Source organism: Labrenzia sp. THAF35 (assembly GCF_009363595.1).
GTDB classification, from domain to species: domain Bacteria; phylum Pseudomonadota; class Alphaproteobacteria; order Rhizobiales; family Stappiaceae; genus Roseibium; species Roseibium algicola.
Genome location: NZ_CP045381.1, coordinates 242,322 through 261,453 on the forward strand (window position 1 = coordinate 242,322; position 19,132 = coordinate 261,453).

A 19,132-nucleotide genomic window follows, 5' to 3' on the forward strand; every position below is an offset into this window, starting at 1 on the left:
CGATGAAAAAGTCGATCGTCAAAATGATGTCCGACGCGGCGGCTGCAGCTGCCGACAAGAAGGAGCCGCCCAAGCCGGTTGCGGGCCAGAAGGTAACCGCGCCCGTCGTGAATTCCATGGGGCGGGCCTTGTCGCATATGCGCGAGGACAGCATCGTTGCCCTTGATCCGTCGAAAATCGACCCAAGCCCGTTTTCCGATCGCTTCGAAACAGACCTCGAAGCGCAGGAGGCCCTGGAGGAACTCAAGCTTTCGATCCAGGATGAAGGGCAGAGGATCCCCGTTCTGGTGCGCCCGCACCCCACGGAACGGGACCGCTATCAGCTGGCCTATGGACACCGCAGGTTGTTTGCCATTCAGACATTGATGGCGGAAGCCGGCAAACCGGAGACGTTCAAGGTCAAGGCGTACGTTCGCAAGCTGAGCGATGCCGAGCTGATCAAGGAACAGTCGCTTGAAAACGGCGTCCGCGAAAACCTGACCTTCGCAGAGATGGTCCTGTGGGCTGTGCAGCTGCGCGAAGCAGGGCTCAAGCAGCGCGAGATGCAGCCGGTGCTCGGCCAGGTTCAAACGGTCATTTCCAATATGCGGAAGATCGCTGACAGCATCCCGCACGACATCATTCGCGCGATTGGCCGTGCCAGGAATGTCGGCCGGCCGGCGTGGATGGAACTGGCAAAGCTGTTTGAAGACCCTGCCGCCGAACAGCGCGTTCGATCCGTCATAGACGGTGAGGATTTCAGGCTGGCTGCTGCGCAGGACAGAATGTCCATGGTAACGCAGGCTGCAAGAGGCAAACAAAAGAAGGCTGCACCGGCAACACTGGCAGCAGCAGAAATCACATCGAACGGAACGGTACTGGCAAAACTGAAGAGAACATCGGCGGCAACCGTGTTCTCGATACCGAAATCCGAAGCTGAATTCAGTCGCTGGCTGGAGGAGAACCTTCCGGACGTCTACCGCGATTATCTGCGGCAACGGCAGGACGCGGGACGTACGAAGGGCTGAAGATGGTCGCGGCATACCTCGAAAGGGTATGCCGGGCGCACAATGATCCGGGGCAGGTGTTCAAGTGTCGTCCCGGGCCATATCGGCAAGAGGCCGGATTTCGGCCAGGCCCCGTGAGGAAGGAGACGGTGCGAGAGAAATAGAGACCAAATGAAAAGAGACCGAAACGGCGGCAACCGTTCAGTCTCTTTAATCACGGTTCAACTTGGAACGTCCAAACAGGAACCTCAACACTTCCCTGTTTTAGGCGAATTCCGAATCACGCGCAAGATCCATCTTGTGTGAACGGTGGATTTCTGCCGATTTCCCGACGTTGAACCTCCTGAAACGCATAACGCCGCACGTTGGCTCGTGTCGGCGAACGGAGGTTGTCATGCCTGCTGTTTCGAACGTCTCTTCCTTCCGGAAGGTGACGCCGGGGATACTTGCGTCCCAGCGTCTGGCAATGTCGAACGACATTCCCGATATTGGAAAATCCGAAGTCGCGATTGCCTTGAAACGTGCGGCCCAGCCGATCGGTCTCACGTCGACAGCCTATCATGTCCTGGACATCCTGCTTGGCCTGTCAAAGCCGGACGACTGGAAAGGGGACAACAGGCCTGTCGTTGCCATCTCCAATGAGAAGCTTGCCTCATATGTCGGCAAGAGTGAACGAACGGTCATTCGCGCCATCAAGCAGCTGGTCGAGGCCCGTATTCTTGCCTACAGGGACAGTTCTACCGGCCGCAGGTGGGTGCACCGCAACGACAGTGGCGACATTACCTTTGCCTATGGTCTCGATTTCACGCCGGCAAGAGTGCGATACCGCGAAATCAAGCGCCTGGCCGACGAATGGCAGGCTCATCTCAATGCCGTCCGGGAAGCCAAACGGACGGTTATGAGGATCTCCAGGGCGATTGTCGACATCGTCGATGCAACGAAAGACGTCGACCTGACAGACTTCCTGGATCAGATGGCAGGCATTCTGGACGCGGAGACTGATGTTCAGGCAAAAGCGCAGGCGTTGCTGGACCTTTATGACCTGGTGATGGAAGCTCTGAAGGAGGCCTCCAATACACAGTCAACAGCACATAAAAATGGGGATTCGTCATGCGAAGATGACATCAATGTCACCCCTATATTTAATACAAACTCACCAGACTCTTGTTCAAATAACCGGACATCTGCTCACGCAGATGAAATCAATAATAAGTCTAACGTCGCCTACGGCGCCGAAATAGCTCCTGAAAGGGAGCAAGCGGAGCGGGGTGGGGGCTCCAACAGGGGGTATACACTGCAGAAAGGCTCCGGTAAGGCGGATTTTGTCCGATCGGAAACCCTGGACGCTGTTTCGATCTCTTTGCTGGAAAGCGCATGTACGTCGATCCAGGGCGATTTTGGGCTATCTCTCAAAAGCTGGCCGGACCTCATTGCCGCAACCGACGTGCTGCGGATCGGTATCGGATTAAGTGAAAAAGGCTTTACCGAAGCCTGCGGAAGGCTGGGGCGGCATGTTGCGGCGGCAATTCTGGCGATGGTGGCCGAAAAGGCCTTGCGGGATCCGGAAAAAATCAGCTCGCCCGGCGGTTACTTCCGGGCATGTTGTGAACGGGCGGTCGAAGGCAAACTTGCGCTGGCAAAATCCCTGTTTGGCCTCGCTGCGCGCTGATCGGGCGCCGCGGGGAGCGGGATCCTCTTGTGCGAGTACTGCTTCCGGGCAGGGGGCGCTAAAATGAGGGGATCTTGAAACTTTGCGGTCTTCCCGGGAGTGCTGATCCTGCACATACACGGATAATCGCAACAGGGCACGTCGGTGGCGCTGGTTTCGAGCCTTCATAAACTTGCCTTACGCATGGCCGACTTTTGTCAAAACGACGCCTCATTCCTGCGATCCTGTTCCCAACCTGGAAGCCCGGTGTTTTGCACCATGAACTAATTTGTCCGTTCGTTCGTCTTTCAACGACAACGAAGCAAGACCGACTGGAAACTTCATGAGCAGATCTGTTTTCATTGCACTTTTTTTCATGGCATTTGTCCAAAGCGCTTATGCGAAATCCAGTGACCTTAAGAACCACCGGGGCGACCCTGAAGAATTCAGTTTTGCGACGGTGATCGCGAAGGCTCGGGAACTCGGGACAAGACCGTATGAAGCGCAAAAAGTGCGATCTGAAGATCTTCTGGAGGAAATTGACTACGACGCGCATTGGAAGATCAGCTTTCGCAAGTCGGCCACCCTGGAGCTGGTACCAGGCGTCCCAATTCAGTTCTTTCACCTGGGCCGTTTCTTCAAACAACCGGTCAAGCTGAACGAAGTCGCTGATGGCGTTTCCCGAGAAATTCTCTATTCACCTGACTATTTCGACATGCCGCATGACAGTCCGGCGCGAAAGTTGCCCGAAAATCTCGGATTTGCCGGGTTCCGCGTCATGCGGGAGGATTTGAAAACCGACTGGGTTTCCTTCCTGGGCGCATCCTATTTCAGGACAGATGGCCAGTCTCGCCAGTATGGGCAGTCGGCGCGCGGACTTGCCCTTAACACCGGACTTTCGATGCCGGAGGAATTTCCCAGATTTACGGAATTCTGGTTCGTACCATCCGCATCGACAGATGACGGTTTGGTTGTCTATGCACTTCTTGATAGCCCATCTGTCGCCGGCGCCTATCGAATGCACATGAAAAATGAGGAGGGCAGTGGGCAGGTCATGGATGTGACAAGCCACCTATTCTTCCGAAAGTCCGTGGAAAGACTGGGAATAGCGCCACTCACAAGCATGTACTGGTACTCTGAGTCCAATCGCCTGAAAGGCCGGGATTGGCGCCCGGAAGTACACGATACCGATGGTCTTGCGATGATTAGCCAGTCGGGAGAGATGATATGGCGACCCCTCAACAACCCGTCCGAGGTTCGCACGTCCACCTTTCGGGCGGACAATGTGAGAGGATTTGGCCTCGCACAACGAGACCGGGAGTTTGAGAACTTTCAGGATGACGGAGTGTTTTATGATCGTCGGCCGTCCGTCTGGATCGAACCTGACGAACCGTTTGGAAAGGGCGTGGTTCAACTGGTGGAGATCCCCACGGACGACGAGATCTATGACAACATAGTCGCTTATTTTTTACCGGACGAACTGCCGAAAGCGGGTGACGAACGTACGTTTTCCTACCAGATGACCTGGCGTGATCAGCATCCGCTGCCTCAGTCAGGTGCTCGGGTTTTCGCAACCCGTATCGGCCAGGGAGGAATTCCAGGACAACCTCGACCGAAGGACCAGATGAAAGTCGTGGTCGAATTCCAGGGCAAATCCTTGAACGGGATAAAGAAGAAGGACGAGGTTGAGGCCGTTGTGGAGCTTTCCAAGGGCGAGCCAATAAATCTTTTCGTTCAACCTGTCGTCGGTACGGATCGTTGGCGCTTGACGTTCGATGTCAAGATCGACGGGCGTGACCCGGTGGAGGCGCGCGCTTTTCTGAAAGGCGGCGATGATGTCCTGAGTGAAACCTGGCTCGGGCAATTGATAGCGGAGCACCTGGAATTGGAATAAATCCCCGGTGTGGCATAAGGCACAGTTACCAGGTACGGGAATACCGAGCCTTGAAAACCGAACTGGGATTTTGTGTCTGTATTTCCCTGATGCTTGCCCGAAGTGTGAAGGCTTTGGTCAAGGGTTGTTGCAACGAAACGCTCGAGTGCCACACGGCGTCGTCTTTTGAGTTGTTGAATTCCGCTGCCAGGACTGTCGCGGTCCGGCCCAGAGACACTTCCACGCTCTTGGTGGTATTCCAGTCAATATCATTCGTCTCGAAACCGGGCGTCCGGAAAGAATAGGAATCTCGCAAGAGCAGGTTGGCGTGCCTTGTGAGTTTGATTTTCTTTCCTGCAGTGAATCTGGTCGATGCAAGGTCGCTGTTCGGGTCAAAGCGCAAGGTCAGGTCCGTCTCGTCCATTCCTGCCAATTTGTAGTCGTCTTCGAAACGCAGTCGTGTCCATAGCGTTCCACTCGGTACGTAGCTGCGTGGCGCATTGAGCACATGCCTGGGCAATGCTGCTGGCATGTTGATATCCGATCCGAATGCAGGCCGGCCCGGAACAGGAAGCTGAGCGCCTACCGTCATGTTGTAGGAACTTTCAGATGGCTTTGAAAAAGACCAGACGTAAGGTTTGATATTCTCAGCGTGAACAGGCGTGACTGTTGCGGAGGCCGCTGCCGCAGTGCCTGTGATTATGCCCTTGATTACGGAAACTGCCAGTAGGTAACTCGGTGTGCGCATGTTCTATTATCGAGAGCTTGAGGTCGCTTGCTGTCGGTCTGACGGGATGAAACTGAGTGAACTTGATTCCGAAAAGGTTAATGCAACAGCACCCAATGATACCTTGCGAAATTTACCTAGGTTTCGAAATATATATCTCTAAGTATCAGAGTTGATTGAATTAATATCTCTTCCGCTGATCATGCGAACATGGAAATACGTATGGAATGAGTTCCACTTTTGCTGTGGAAATACACTGATTTCATAATCGCCGGGTTGATAAGAACTGCGTCTCGCGGACTTGCAACGTGGCTATCTTTTGTGGATCCGGCTTCAGGCATTCGGTTGTTCTGCAAATTCAGGTTTGTCGGCAAGTTAATGAGCACGTTTTCCGCCGGAATTGCGTTGGTCTTGAAAGACGTTCACGGCGCTGAAGAATCTTCGGAAACTGAAGATCGGCTCACAGAGAATGCCCTGCAGGTACAGCTACGCGTTCTTGGGAAGCTCAGTACTCCCGATCTCAGTTTCAATTTATGGCTGCAAACGTGAGCAGTACATTCACATTCTGTTTCAATCTTGAAATGCGGCGGAACTCGGCGATTTCCAGAGCGTTACTCCGTTATCGTCGCCTCATCCCTGTCAGATACCGGCGACTTCAATCTGGGAGAGTTACAATGCTACGTGAACTTGTCACTGTGTCCGCAATCGGACTGTTCATGGTCGGCGGTGCGTATGCGCAAAGCTCGACTGAAGTACCGACGACTACCGTGCCGGCAACTCCTGCCACCCCTGAGCCCGTTCAAATGGTGAAAAAGGCAGAAGGACACCTGGCCACGGACCTCCTTGGCCGAACTGTCTACAATGGTACGAGCGAAGAGTCTGAAGCAATTGGCGACGTCAACGACTTCACTGTGGGTCCTGACGGTCAGATTCAGGCAATCGTGATCGGAGTCGGAGGCTTTCTTGGCCTGGGCGAGAAAAACGTCGCGATCGAGTACGGTCTTGTGAAGTTCGAAAATCGCAACGATAGCGAGGTGCTGGTGGTTGAAACGACCGCAGAAAAGCTGGATGCGCTGGAGCCCTTCGAGGAAGCTGCATATCGGCCTGTTCCAGCTGATGAAAGCGTGAATGAAACCAGGCCGGCAACCGCTCAGGATCTGAACAATGCGCCGGTCGAGAAAGCTCCTGAGGAGCTGATTGATTCCGAAGCGGATAGAAACGTTACGCCTGTAAACTGACATCACGACCAGAAAAGCGCGGGCCGCATTCCGAAATGTCGCCCGCGCTAAAAAATATTCCATAATCCAAATTACGCGATTCTCGTTTATAGCGCCCATTTAGTAATGCGACACTTGGGCCAGTTAGAGATGCGACACTTCCCGTCCCTCTGACGCTGGTCAATGTCAACGTTGGAAGGAAGACTGGCTTCGACACGCCTGAGCGCTGACGGAGCCGCAATGTCTTTGATCACCATGTCGCAGAAAGAATTGAACCGGCTGGAAGCCATCCAGAAGATCCGCGATCGAAGATTGAGTGTCGTTGATGCTGCCAGGCTTCTGAGCCTCAGCCGGAGCCAGGTCCATCGTCTCTTGCAGGCTTACGACCGTGACGGCGCCGCTGGTCTTGTTTCCGGCAAGCGTGGCCGACCCAGCAACCGGCGTCACGGTGACGAGTTTCGCAATGCTGTCCTCGACCTGGTACGCGAGCGTTATCACGACTTCGGTCCGACTCTGGCCCGTGAAAAGCTGCTCTAGCTTCATCAGATTGCTGTCGGCAAAGAGACTTTGCGGCAGTGGATGACCGAAGCCGGTCTTTGGACATCGCGGCGCGAACGCAAGCAGCGGATCTTTCGACCGCGCGGCCGACGCGATTGCCTCGGCGAGCTGATCCAGATTGATGGTTCGCATCACTGGTGGTTCGAGAACCGCGGCCCCAAATGTGCCTTGCTCGTTTATATCGACGACGCGACCGGCAAGCTGCTTCATCTGCGGTTTGCGCTCTCCGAGAACACCTTCGACTACCTCCAGGCAACCAAGGCGTATCTGGAGCATTGGGGAAAGCCGCTTGCATTCTACAGCGACAAGCACGGGGTTTTTCGAACCACCCATGCCTCCGAGACGGACCGGACCAGCGGGCTGACGCAGTTCGGCCGCGCTCTTTACGAACTCAACATCGATATCATCTGCGCCAACACCCCACAGGCCAAAGGACGCGTTGAATGCGCCAACCGAACTCTTCAGGACCGGCTGGTGAAGGAACTGCGTTTGCGCAGTATCAACACGCTTGAAGAGGCCAACGCCTTCGCACCGGAGTTCATCTCGGATTTCAACGCCCGTTTTGGCAAGGAACCGCGCAATCCGAAGGATATGCATCGTCCCTTGGCCGCTCATGAGAACCTGGATGGCGCCATGTGCCGGAAAGAAGTCCGCACGGTCTCACAGGCTCTGACGCTACGCTATGAGAAGGTGATTTTCATTCTGGATCCGACGGACTACGCCAAGACCCTGCCCCGCCAGAAGGTGATCGTCTGCGACTATCCCGATGGCCGGCTGGAGATCATGCATGAAGGCACAATTCTTCCCTATCGAGCCTTTGATACATTGCGCTCAGTTCATAGAAGCCCAGTGGTCGAGAACAAACGTCTGGACGATATTCTTTCGATTGTGGCTGAGATGCAGGACGGGCGCGAGCAACAACGGCGGAGGCAGCATGGTCCGAGCCGCCAAGGGCAAAAGGATCATATGTTCGGCATCCCGGATGGCAGCGTGAGCAACGGCTACCAGAAGCGCGGTCGCAAACCTGGTCGACGGACGGATTTCACGAATGATCCCGAGGTCAATGCTAAGAGGCAGAAGGCATTGGCGAGAATCGCTGCATGTGATTGATCGTTCGTTTAAAAGTAGATTTTTATTGCGTGTCTTCTATACCGATAGCAGTGAGGCTCGGTGCTATGATTGATATGTTTTCACCAAGTGCAGTAAAACGTGATCCTCCAGATATTGAGTTAGTCAAAGAAGTTACGCTGCAACAATTTTCGAATTGGCTAATGCGACATTTTGGAGCGCTGCCGCAACATCTTGTGGAGCCTATTCGTGATTTGACAACGCTTATGAGGGGACTTGCTCCGATTTATGAAGAACTGCGTGATGGCGACAGTTTATGGCTGTGTCGAAGCCGTGTAATTGGCCCGCTTCATGGACATGAAGGTATCGCTCTCGTTCGCGACAAACAGCCAGTAATCTACATTCGAATAATACAACGCTAAAGCACTCACCTAGCCTCAAAGGATAGCAGGACCTTATACGGGCTACCGTCTTAACGTTGCGACCACCCGCCCCCTCACCTCCCTTACAACCCGGCCCAGCCGGTCGGATCGGGGGCTGACCGCTTCACCAACCTTCAAAGTCTGACTGTCGCATTTCTATCGGGCTGAACCTGTCGCGTCCCTATTCGGCTTTGACACCGCTTGTAAGCGGGGCACATTCTATCCCGAACTGCAACAAAGGCGCTAAGCTGCCTGCTTTTCGGGAGCGATGTTTTGTCAGTTCCTGAGGAACCGATACGACCCCTGATCGATCGGTTGAACAACACTCCAAGGAAATGCTTCGGATATAAAACGCCAGCCGAAATTTTCCGCCAAGGAATAGAATGCTGACAAGTCTTTCGCGTCAGTCAGTAATCTTTTCAGTTCTTAGCAAAAGTTGAGACAACAAGCTCCAGCTGTTGACTGCGTGCTAGGCTGGCAGGTGTGATGACGAGCTGGTCTTTAATTAGAGACCAACAATCCTCACGACTTGATCCAAGTTCCTTGCAATCAGGATGTTCCTTCCAGTGATTAAGAAAGAAAGACCGGGCGGCCTCGTTCTCAACATTCAGGTCGCCTAAGCGCTCATAGCCGCCGAGTTCAATGCCGATCTTCTTTGCGCTCAGGTATACTAATTCGCTACTATAGATTTCTGATTCACCTTTTCTGTAATAGAGGTCATACTCCCAGTTAAAATAATCTGTCGCAGCAAGTACGATCGGGTGATACCAATCTTTGGGTGGGGTTAAATTCTTGATCCGGTATATTTCGTAGTCATGTCCAACTCCGCGTTGCAAGAATACATCTAACTCTGTTTCGTAAACATCGCCGTCCGACGTTGCTTCGACGACAATGGGGCCGCCACCAGAAGCACGCAGGATTCCAACATGGGTCAATCTGCTACCAGTGGCAGCTTTAAGCATTTCCGCTTCAAAGTTGCGCGTCTCCTGAAAAATCAGGTCTCCTCGTTGCCAATTACCGAGCAGCTGATCCGCAAACGCTGTGTTGGCACACGAAAAAGACAAGAAAACCGAAGCCCAAAATATTTGGTTCAGTACCTTTGGCCTCATACAAATCCCCGATTGAATGCCACGTATGGGGCAATGTCCTTGAAACTTGGCTGTGCCCTTAGAGTAGAAATGTTTGCACATACAACCAACATTTAGTTCATCTGCAACGGGCTTGACAACCTAACCAGCGCGCAAGGCAACGCGTACAAAATCGGAGGACGCAGGGGCACCGGACGCCAACGCCTGAATTTACTAACCTTTGGACCAGGCGCGCAGGCGTCGGGCGGCGGTTCTACCGATGATCACGGGTTCGGTTTGACCGCGTAATGTGACTGCCTGTTTGCCACCAGCGTCGTGTTTGATGGCCTCAATGGTGCTGCTGTTTATGATAATCGAACGGGAGATGCGCACCAGTTCGCGGTGTTCGATCTCGACTTCAAACTGACCCAATCGACGGCTCACAAGGATCTCCCGGCCACGCGTCAGATGAACCCGTGTGTAATCACCTTCCGCTTGCAGCATCGCAATTTCATTGAGCAACAAGAACTGCGTCGCACCATCGACACGGATTGCTATGCGGTCGTCACTGGCACCTGGGGAGACCGCACGCCGCTCCCTTTGCCGTACGATAAGGCGATCGATGGCCCGCTCAAGGCGCTCGGGCTCGACCGGTTTCAGCAAATAGTCCGCCGCTCCATGGTCAAATGCACGTACTGCATGATCTGCATGCGCTGTGACGAAAACAAAATCGTACGGATTTTCATCCGCACGCAGAATCGCAAAACCGTCTGGTTTACCCATCCCGAGGTTTATGTCGAGGAAGGCTGCATCAGGAGCGTGCGTTTCCAGCAGTGTTTTGGCTTCCGCCATCGAAGCGCCCGTGCCGACCACTTCCACTGCATCATGGGCATTGCACATGCGGCTCAGAAGACGCCGCGCCGGCGGTTCATCATCAACGACAATTACGCGAAGCATGGTTCACCCGAGAGCGTGAGCTCTGCAACAACTTCGTCTCCATCATGACGCAACTGAAATCGGTGACGGTTCGGGAAATGCAGGTCGAGGCGGCGCTGTAAATTTGAGAGGCCAATGCCCGTATCGGTCTTGCCCGGGATCAGTTGACCTGCGTTTCGAACCTGCAGGAGCAGACCCTTATCGTCCTTGTGTGCCGAAACTCGGAGGTTCAGGTCCGACGTGTAGCCGTGCTTGAAGGCGTTCTCAACCAGTAGCTGGAGGGTCCATCGGGGCAACAGGTGTTGTGCCGCAAAAGGAGTGACATCGAGGCCCATCAGAAATGGCACTTCGAACCGGCCTTCCTGGATCCTGAGATAGGTGCGCAAACTATCGATCTCTTCGGCGAGAGAACAGACCGGGCGCTGATGTTCCTCCAGATTATGGCGCAGGAAAGCCGCGGTGTTGCGGATCATTTCAAGCGCGCCGTCTGGATTATAGTGGATCTCCGCCGCAATCGTGTTCAGCGTGTTGTAAAGAAAATGCGGGTCAAGCTGAGTACGCAAACGATGCAACTCGGCACGTGTTGCATTGGTTTCCGCGAGGATGCGGCGGGTTTCAGCAGCGCGCGCCTTGCTCCAGGAAATCATCCAGGCGTAGAGCGAAAACCAACAAACAAAAATTGCGAAATAATAGGCGCCAGGGATCGCGGCAACGCCGCCATCGCGCCAAGGCAAAGTCTTTTCGAAAGAGGCGAGGATCCCTCCGCCGATCAGCATCTGAATGCCAGCCGCAACGATGCAGAACGTAAAGCCAAAGAACGCGAAACGAGGGCTTATCCTGACGACCCCAAGGCGGACAGCGGTCATATGGAAACCAGCGGTCATCAAGAAACCGAGAGAGTCCAACGTCAGCGTCATCTGCGCGGCGAGAAGCGTATCGTTGTAAAGCACGACGCGGGCGAGAAAACCAATCGAAGCGAGGAAGAGCCACGCGGTCGTATGTGCTTTCAGGAGAGGAAAGCCAACTTCCAGTAGCGCCGTTCCAGGGTTGTCGAATTCATATTCGTCTGCAGGCGCCAGCGAATTGTCCCAGGGATCGTTCTTCAATTGAGCACCGCGCATCGGTCGGTTTGTTCTCACGTGGGGTCGAAAAAGAGGATCCGCAGTTCTACGTACTGCGCACGCGCCGGGCGAGCATGCGAGGTAATTGCGCGGCAGTCAACACAAAGGGCGCTCACGGTACCTTCAAGCAATGCTGAAAATGCTGTTTCGTCGAGTGTTTTTGTCAATTCATCGATCCAAACTTGCAGTGTGTTCGACCGAAATGAAATGGATTGCGCATTGAGGCTTCGCATAACCGACCCACGCCTATGCGACTGAATTTTGTTTCCGGAGTTCCCTTAAATGATGTGCCGCATGCTGTCCGCTCGCCGTTTTGACGATAACGACAAGAACAAGAGCAACGTTCGCGCCCATGCAGCCAAGCAAGGAATGTTGGTTTCAACATCTGTGCTCGCTCTCATTTATGCACTCCCAGGCCACGCCAATGATTGTACAAATCCCGTACCCAACAACGGTCCGGTGAACTGCACCTTGGACTCAGGCACCACAAGCGGTGTCTCGATCGTCCAGTACGGTTTTGTGTCCGGCGTCTCGATGACACTCGAAAACAATGCGACGCTCTCGCAGAACACTGACGCCGCGAGTTATGAGGAGAACAGCAATGAGCTGTATCTTCATTTCTTCGGCTTGAACGGAACTACCGATAATGGAGTAAACGGCGTTGCCGGGCCGGCACTCACGGTCATCAACAATGGCAACATCACAGCAACAGGCACCGCATCTCAGTCAGACACGGTCACTGAAATCGCACCTATCGAGATCCTCAGCAACGGTGGAAGCGGCGCGACGCCGGACGACAATGGTACCGGAGGTTCGGGTGCAAACGGCGGCACCGTGACCATCACCAACAATGCCAGCATCATAATCGACCCATCCGCAACGCAGGACGTCAACGCAGAACTTCGGGGCATACGCGCGCATAGCAACGGTGGCGCCGGCGGCGACCAAAACTCAAGCCTGGTGATCGGTGATCAGTATGGCGGTCAGGCTGGTGACGGGAATACCGTCTCGGTGACGAATTCGGCGAGCGGGACCATCTCGTTCGGCAGCGATGGCGCACCCGTGTCCGGTGAAAATGTGGGCCGTGCCATTGAAGCGGTGAGCCAGGGAGGGACCGGTGGTGACGACAACGGTCCTGGTGGTCAAGGCGGCTCCGTCACCATAACCAACGAAGGTACAGTTAACGTTTTTTATAGCGAGCGTGCAACCGGTTCCAGTGGCGTTGCTGGCCTTTATGTCCGCAGCGAGGGCGGTAGTGGAACGGAGTCGAATGACAATAGCGACGATGGCGGTGCGGGAGCGTCCGGCGGGGTAGTCAACATCATCAACGATGGTTCAGTCCGCGTGGATACCTCGGCCACAGCAAATCCGATTGAGGGTGAGTCAGCGGCAGTTCTTGCCAGGTCTGTCGGAGGAGCCGGGGGTGTGTCGTCCGACACGTCCACGGGCGGTGAGGGCGGCTCGGGTGGGTCCGTCACGGTCAATACCTCCGGCACGATCGTGACCGACGGCGACGGGCTTGCGGGAGTGGTCGCCCGTTCCGAGGGCGGCGCAGGCGGCGACGGCAATGGCAATTCGGCCTCCTCAGGCGGGCGTGGTGGTGCAGGCAACATCATTCAGCTGTATCTCAGCGGCACGGTGACCACTTCGGGCCGCGAGGCCTACGGCATTGTGGGCCAGTCCATTGGCGCACTCGGTGGAGGCAATGCCGGGACCGGCGGTCTTGGGGGCAACGGCGGTGACGTCGGCTTTTATAGCACTTCGGGGGCAGTGACCACGACTGGAGACTATGCAGCTGGTATCACGCTGCATTCCGTAGGCGGCGGCGGTGGCACAGGAGATAATTTTACGGGTGTGCTGGCAGGTTCCGGCGGCAACGGCGGCAATGGCGGTGACGCCGGACAGGCGGAGATCACCTCCGGCACCGCAGTCACCACGAGCGGTGACTATGCGGCCGGACTTATCGTTCAGTCCATTGGCGGATCCGGTGGTACTGGGGGAATTGGAGCCGGACCGATACTGGGTCTGGGCGGAGACGGCGGCGGCGGCGGTACAGCCGGGAAGGCAATCGTCAATAACACGGGCGTCATCGTGACCGAAGGCTACGGTTCCATCGGCATCGTCGTTCAGTCGCTGAGCGGTGGCGGCGGTGTGGCGGGCGTGGACGGTGGCGTCTTGTCGATTGGCGGTCAGGCGGGAGCCGGATCCAGCGGTGCGCGTGCTTATGCCACCAACAATAACGATGTGAGCACCAGCGGGGATGCGTCGATCGGGATCGCAGCGCAGTCCATCGGCGGCGGCGGCGGATCGGCGGCTGGCACCGCGGGAATTTTTGTGGTCGGCGGTACAGGGTCCGCAGGCGGCAATGGAGGCGAAGTTGAAGTTTATCATGTCGGCGGTGCGGTAAGCACTGCAGGCGAGTTCTCGCATGGCATCACGGCGCAATCAATTGGCGGCGGCGGGGGCAACGGCGGGAACGTGTTGGACCTCTCGGTCGGAAACCTCGGCCGGGGCGGTGTTGGTGGCTCAGGCAGCGTCGGCGGCAACGGTGGGTCCGCATGCATCACCAATTTCTACGACACGGATTCGGGTTGCTCGAATGCGCCAAGCGATGATGGATCGAAGGCAGTACCTGCGGCGAGTTTGGCGAGTGTCCTGACAACTGGAGACTTTGCGGTAGGCGCCATGGCTCAATCCATCGGCGGTGGCGGCGGCAACGGTGGCTCGGCAACAGGCGTCGACATCGCAACGGTTAGCAATATACAGGTGGGCGCTTCGGGAAGTGCCGGCGGCAACGGCGGCGAAACCCTGCTTTCTTTCAATCATTTTAGTGTCGAAACGCAAGGTAATAACGCCACAGGTTTGCTTAATCAGTCTATTGGCGGCGGCGGCGGCAATGGAGGCAATGCACTTGCAGTGAACGTCTTGTCACTTCTTCCGGTGCAAGTCGGCGGCAGCTCAGGCGTCGGTGGGTCCGGTGACAGCGCGACAACCGAACTAAATCGCACACTTGTAAAAACACTCGGAGCCAATGCGGCGGCCGTTGTCAACCAGTCGATTGGTGGTGGTGGCGGTACCGGGGGATCAGCATCGGGATATGATGGCAGCGTCGGGATCAGCATCGAGACTGCCGTCGGCGGCAGCGGTGGAGCCGGTGGTAACGGTGGGACTTCCGGTGTCCTGCTGGACGAGAGTGCCGTTATCGCGACAGGTATCTATCAAGGGTCTGATGGTACGGCCGCCAATCCGTCCGCGACAGACTCTCACGGCGTGATTGCCCAATCCATTGGCGGCGGTGGCGGTACCGGTGGCACAGCGACGGCGGATGCCATTACCCTGGCAGCTCCGACCGGTGAAGATGTTTCCTTTGCCGTTACGATTTCCACCGCAGTTGGTGGGTCTGGTGGCGTCGGTGGCAACGGCGACTATGTCAGCGTCGGTCTCGATCAAGGCTCGGAAATTACGACAGGCGGCGACGGTGCGTTCGGTATCCTGGCACAGTCCATCGGCGGCGGCGGCGGCGATGGCGGCGGCTCGTCCTCCCTGGCAGACACCATTGGCGATGCCGATACGATTTCGGTCGATGTATCTACCAGTATCGGTGGCACCGGCGGGTCCGGCGGGAATTCCGATGTGGTTATCGTCGGCATCGATACTGACTCACGAGTCCAGACCTATGGAGACCACGCCAACGCAATTGTTGCGCAAACCATTAGTGGCGGCGGCGGCAACGGCGGTGTCGGCAGTTCCAGCAGCAACAAAATCGGTGGCGGCTTCAATGCCACGGTGAATATCGGTCTTGGCGGCACAGGTGGAACGTCAGGTTCCAACGATAACGTCACCATCGATCTTGACACAGGGTCTACCGTATTTACCAACGGCGCAAACTCTCATGGGGTGGTGGCGCAGGCGATCACTGGCGGTGGCGGCACCAGCCAGGGGGGGAACATCGGTCTGTCGGCCTCCGGGGAGACCGGCGGTGACGACGACGACGACTCGTCGGATCTTTCAGCCTCCGTTACCGTCAACGTGGGGAGCACCGGAGGCAGCAGCACGACCGCAGGAACTGCCGAAGTTACCGCCCTGGGTTGGGTTTCTACAACTGGAGGCGATTCGGACGGTATCGTTATTCAATCCATCGGCGGTTCTGGTGGCATTGGTGGCTCGGCCGGTAGCGACGCCGGCGATGATGGTGACGGGGACGAAGGCGGATTCCAGGGCGGCGACGAAGACACAAGCTACACGCTCACGGCTTCCGTCGGCGGCACAGGCGGCACAGGCGGGAATGGCGGCGGCGCCGTCCTTTCCTTCGGTGGCAACGTAACCACCAAGGGCGACTGGGCCGATGGTATCGTAATGCAATCCATAGGCGGCGGTGGCGGCACGGCCGGGACCGCCGTCGCCGCCGGCAGCCATGCCACCGCCTCTCTCGATCTCGCTGTGGGCGGCACAGGCGGCACGGGCGGCAACGGCGGTGAAGTTTCGGTAAACCTCACAGACACGGCTGCTTCGGTCGCGACAATGGGCTATGGCGCACACGCCATGCTCCTCCAAAGCATTGGCGGCGGGGGTGGCCACGGCGCGGACGGTTCCGATTCTGCCGATGCCCAGATTGCCGTCGGTGGCGGTATCGGTGGTAGCGGAGGTGCGTCCGGCAACGGCGGCGCGGTTTCTGTAAGTGGCGATTGGCTGTCGGCCAGCACGCAGGGCGATGATGCGTTTGCTCTTATCGCCCAATCCATTGGCGGTGGCGGCGGCACCGGTGGCGCCGGCAGCAGCGAAGCGTCAAACAACGACGATAGCCACAGTCTGAGGCTGTCCTTGGGTGGCGACGGCGGAGGCAGCGGCAATGGCGGCACGGTCACTATCGACACCGGCGTAACCATTTCAACTATTGGCGACCGCGCCTACGGCATCCTGGCTCAATCCATTGGCGGTGGTGGTGGCGTATCGGGCAGTGCTGACGGCGGCAGTATCAGTAGCCTGGCTCTCAACGGCACTGATGGCACGACCGGCAATGGCGCGGAGGTGTCGGTGACCCTGGACTCAGGATCCACAGTTACCACCACAGGGCGCGGAGCGCATGCCATCATCGCACAGTCGATTGGCGGTGGTGGCGGCTTGATGGGTGATATCAGCGGGGCGTTCAACAACGGCTCAATCGGAGTAAGAGACGGCGATGGTACCGGTGGCACTATCTATGTGGACGTCGATGCGGACATCACCACATCCGGCGACGGCGCCTTCGGAATTCTGGCGCAGTCCATCGGTGGCGGTGGCGGTCTCGCCGGAGACAGCAACGGTGTTTACGCTGGCAGTAGCGCGACTTCGCCTGCGGGTGGCGACGGCACCGGCAGCGGCGGAGCCGTTACAGTTGTCCAGTCCGGTACCATATCGGCGGGCGGTGAAGGCTCGATCGGCATTTACGCCCAAAGCGCAGGTTATGCGAACACGCAGGCCATCAGTGTTCAGACAAACGGAACCGTAACGGGGGGAACCGGATCGAACGGCACGGCGGTCCTCACATCGGGGGGTACGACGGACAACACGGTTGAGGTGACCGAAGGTGCGCTTGTTCTTGCCGGCACCGGAGGCGACGCAATTCGACATGAAACACTTGATGACGAAGGCGTCTCTGGAGAGAGTACCCTGCTGGTGGACAACAGCGGTGTCATCGACGGATCCATCAGACTCCACGCGGATGGCGACCCGGTGGCGGGTCTGATCCAGAACAACACCGGTGGCACGCTTCGGGGCGCTACTGCCTATACCGGTACATTGACCAACTCCGGGACGGTGGAAATCGGCGATCGGGGTAATAAAGGCACCACACGGCTCTCGGGCGATTTCACACAAAACGAGAGCGGGATCTTGCAGGTTGGTGTCGATTTTTCTGGCGCGCGGAGTGATCTATTTTCGATTGAAGGAAACGCGTCGTTTTCTGGACAACTGTCGGTGGATGCCGGCACACTTGCGCCTAATGTTGAGCTCGAAGTCGTGAATGTCGTTGGCGCTCTCAACGGGTCGCTGGAAGCCGCCGACACCGCCGCCGTCGACTACAGTCTCCGCACTGAAGGCGGCTCCGTGAAGGTATCTGTGGCGGATACCCGATTTGAAAGTGCGTTCAGCGTGTTCAACCGAAATCAACGAAACATGGGGGCTCACCTGGATGCGATCTTCGACGCCGGGAGTGGTCCTTATGGAGGGTTGCTCGCAGATTTGGATCGCTTGTCGAAGAGCGATACCAGCGGTCAGTCTTTTGCAAAAGCTCTGTCCGCTCTTGCACCTGGAGGCTCGCAGGCAGCAGCCGCAGCACAGGCTCAACTGGCCTCGGGTCGCCTCGGTAAAGTATTGAGCTGCCCGGTGTTTGCCGGGGACACGGCAATCCTTGAGGAAGAAGCCTGTATCTGGAGCAAAGTCGGCGCCGCAGCGGTTACACAAGGCGGCAGCCCTGGCTATGATGGCAACGTCTACGGTCTGGCCGCCGGAGCTCAATTCGAGGTGCGCCCTGATTGGTTCGTTGGTTTTGCCGCAGGCTACGAGAACGCCTCGTATGACAGCAATGACGGCTTTTCCAACGTGGAAGGCGACACCGGCTTCGTCGCAGCGGCATTGAAACGGCAATGGGAAGGATGGTTGCTGGCGGGCGCGGTGTCGGCTGGCTATGGCAGCTTCAACACAACTCGCCTGATCGACCTACCCAGCTTCAGTGGAACAGCAAACGGCGATATGGATGTGACAACTGTGGCTGGCCGCATCCGGGCCGCCTACACCTTCGGCAATGAAACGGGTTATGTGCGTCCCTTCGTGGACCTCGACGTGATCAACACCTACACCAGCGGCTATGACGAACGCGGGGCGGGAATCTATAACCTCCGGGTCGACAGTGAGAGCCAGACTACGTTCGTGGCGACACCGGCACTGGAACTGGGTGCACGTCTTGCGCTCCAGGAGGGCTGGGTCGCCCGCGGCTTTGTGCGGGGGGGCGTAAGCTTTTCCTCCGAGGACAACTGGACCACCTCGGCCGCACTCATTGAAGCGCCTGTGGGTTCCGGTACTTTCGAAGGCTCTCTTGCACTTGCTGATGTCGTTGGCCGAGTGGCAACCGGCGCACAATTTACCCACACCTCCGGTTTCGATCTGACCGCGGAATACGAAGGTGCGTTCGGCAACGACTATTCAAGCCACAGTGGCGCGCTCAAGTTTTCCTTCAGGTTTTAGGCTCTTAGAGGTCCCCGTCCCGGATCAGGATGACACCGTCACGGGGCCCAGCACGAACAACGAAACGGACCGTGAGTGAGCGGCGGCGGAAAGGTCCAGGGGCCGTTCGTGATGGCGGGGGCTGGACCTTTCCGCCGTCGGTCTCCCGGCCCCGAGCAACCTGCGTTCATAAGAATGCAGACGGGATGTTCAAGCCGTCTAAAAACGATCAAACTGCATCCGTTACTTGAACGGATCTTCTCCGTCTGCAACATTCGCGTTTATTGACATATTTTCACAACCAATGAC

Annotated in this window: 10 protein-coding genes and 1 pseudogene; 7 read left to right on the plus strand and 4 right to left on the minus strand. The window is 56.7% G+C overall.

The window, feature by feature from the left end:
- The first annotated feature begins 2 nt into the window (after positions 1 to 2).
- From repB to FIU93_RS29480, 3 genes are all read left to right on the plus strand, one after another.
- On the plus strand, positions 3 to 1,007 hold the full coding sequence (gene repB, locus FIU93_RS29470; RefSeq protein WP_152507888.1) for a plasmid partitioning protein RepB: 1,005 nt from the start codon (positions 3 to 5) through the stop codon (positions 1,005 to 1,007).
- Positions 1,008 to 1,380: 373 nt separating this feature from the next.
- On the plus strand, positions 1,381 to 2,655 hold the full coding sequence (repC, locus tag FIU93_RS29475) for a plasmid replication protein RepC (RefSeq protein ID WP_152507889.1): 1,275 nt from the start codon (positions 1,381 to 1,383) through the stop codon (positions 2,653 to 2,655).
- 322 nt (positions 2,656 to 2,977) lie between these two features.
- On the plus strand, positions 2,978 to 4,528 hold the full coding sequence (locus FIU93_RS29480) for a glucan biosynthesis protein (protein ID WP_152507890.1): 1,551 nt from the start codon (positions 2,978 to 2,980) through the stop codon (positions 4,526 to 4,528).
- A gap of 25 nt (positions 4,529 to 4,553) precedes the next feature.
- Here the strand turns inward: FIU93_RS29480 and FIU93_RS29485 are convergent, their stop codons facing one another.
- Positions 4,554 to 5,255, minus strand: a complete 702-nt coding sequence (locus FIU93_RS29485; protein WP_152507891.1) for a hypothetical protein — start codon at positions 5,253 to 5,255, stop codon at positions 4,554 to 4,556.
- Positions 5,256 to 5,950: 695 nt separating this feature from the next.
- Here FIU93_RS29485 and FIU93_RS29490 point away from each other — a divergent pair.
- From FIU93_RS29490 to FIU93_RS29500, 3 genes and pseudogenes are all read left to right on the plus strand, one after another.
- Positions 5,951 to 6,472 carry a PRC-barrel domain-containing protein gene (locus FIU93_RS29490; protein WP_173017459.1) on the plus strand — a complete coding sequence of 174 codons (522 nt, stop codon included), beginning with the start codon at positions 5,951 to 5,953 and terminating at the stop codon, positions 6,470 to 6,472.
- Positions 6,473 to 6,691: 219 nt separating this feature from the next.
- Positions 6,692 to 8,119, plus strand: a pseudogene (locus tag FIU93_RS29495) (ISNCY family transposase).
- Positions 8,120 to 8,184: 65 nt separating this feature from the next.
- The gene (locus tag FIU93_RS29500; RefSeq protein ID WP_152506522.1) at positions 8,185 to 8,499 is read left to right on the plus strand and encodes a hypothetical protein; all 315 of its coding nucleotides are present in this window, start codon (positions 8,185 to 8,187) and stop codon (positions 8,497 to 8,499) included.
- 419 nt (positions 8,500 to 8,918) lie between these two features.
- Here FIU93_RS29500 and FIU93_RS29510 read toward each other — a convergent pair whose 3' ends face one another.
- The 3 genes from FIU93_RS29510 to FIU93_RS29520 all read right to left on the minus strand — a co-directional run bounded on the left by FIU93_RS29510 (position 8,919) and on the right by FIU93_RS29520 (position 11,623).
- On the minus strand, positions 8,919 to 9,608 hold the full coding sequence (locus tag FIU93_RS29510) for a YiiX/YebB-like N1pC/P60 family cysteine hydrolase (protein WP_173017460.1): 690 nt from the start codon (positions 9,606 to 9,608) through the stop codon (positions 8,919 to 8,921).
- A gap of 192 nt (positions 9,609 to 9,800) precedes the next feature.
- Complete coding sequence (locus tag FIU93_RS29515; RefSeq protein ID WP_152507894.1) at positions 9,801 to 10,523, minus strand: LytTR family DNA-binding domain-containing protein; 723 nt, start codon at positions 10,521 to 10,523, stop codon at positions 9,801 to 9,803.
- Entirely contained in the window at positions 10,511 to 11,623 is a 1,113-nt protein-coding gene (locus tag FIU93_RS29520) for a histidine kinase (protein ID WP_152507895.1), read from the minus strand. The genes FIU93_RS29515 and FIU93_RS29520 overlap by 13 nt, the downstream gene beginning before the upstream one ends.
- 471 nt (positions 11,624 to 12,094) lie before the next feature.
- Between FIU93_RS29520 and FIU93_RS29525 the strand changes: the two genes are divergently transcribed.
- A complete protein-coding gene (locus tag FIU93_RS29525) occupies positions 12,095 to 18,844 on the plus strand; it encodes an autotransporter outer membrane beta-barrel domain-containing protein (RefSeq protein ID WP_152507896.1) in 6,750 nt (2,249 codons plus the stop codon).
- Positions 18,845 to 19,132 lie beyond the last annotated feature (288 nt).

What these genes read in the sequence shown, in the direction of transcription:
- repB (WP_152507888.1), top strand. Translation starts at nt 3, where the DNA reads ATGAAAAAGTCGATCGTCAAAATGATGTCCGACGCGGCGGCTGCAGCT.
- repC (WP_152507889.1), top strand. Translation starts at nt 1,381, where the DNA reads ATGCCTGCTGTTTCGAACGTCTCTTCCTTCCGGAAGGTGACGCCGGGG.
- FIU93_RS29480 (WP_152507890.1), top strand. Translation starts at nt 2,978, where the DNA reads ATGAGCAGATCTGTTTTCATTGCACTTTTTTTCATGGCATTTGTCCAA.
- FIU93_RS29485 (WP_152507891.1), bottom strand. Translation starts at nt 5,255, where the DNA reads ATGCGCACACCGAGTTACCTACTGGCAGTTTCCGTAATCAAGGGCATA.
- FIU93_RS29490 (WP_173017459.1), top strand. Translation starts at nt 5,951, where the DNA reads ATGGTCGGCGGTGCGTATGCGCAAAGCTCGACTGAAGTACCGACGACT.
- FIU93_RS29500 (WP_152506522.1), top strand. Translation starts at nt 8,185, where the DNA reads ATGATTGATATGTTTTCACCAAGTGCAGTAAAACGTGATCCTCCAGAT.
- FIU93_RS29510 (WP_173017460.1), bottom strand. Translation starts at nt 9,608, where the DNA reads ATGAGGCCAAAGGTACTGAACCAAATATTTTGGGCTTCGGTTTTCTTG.
- FIU93_RS29515 (WP_152507894.1), bottom strand. Translation starts at nt 10,523, where the DNA reads ATGCTTCGCGTAATTGTCGTTGATGATGAACCGCCGGCGCGGCGTCTT.
- FIU93_RS29520 (WP_152507895.1), bottom strand. Translation starts at nt 11,623, where the DNA reads ATGCGCGGTGCTCAATTGAAGAACGATCCCTGGGACAATTCGCTGGCG.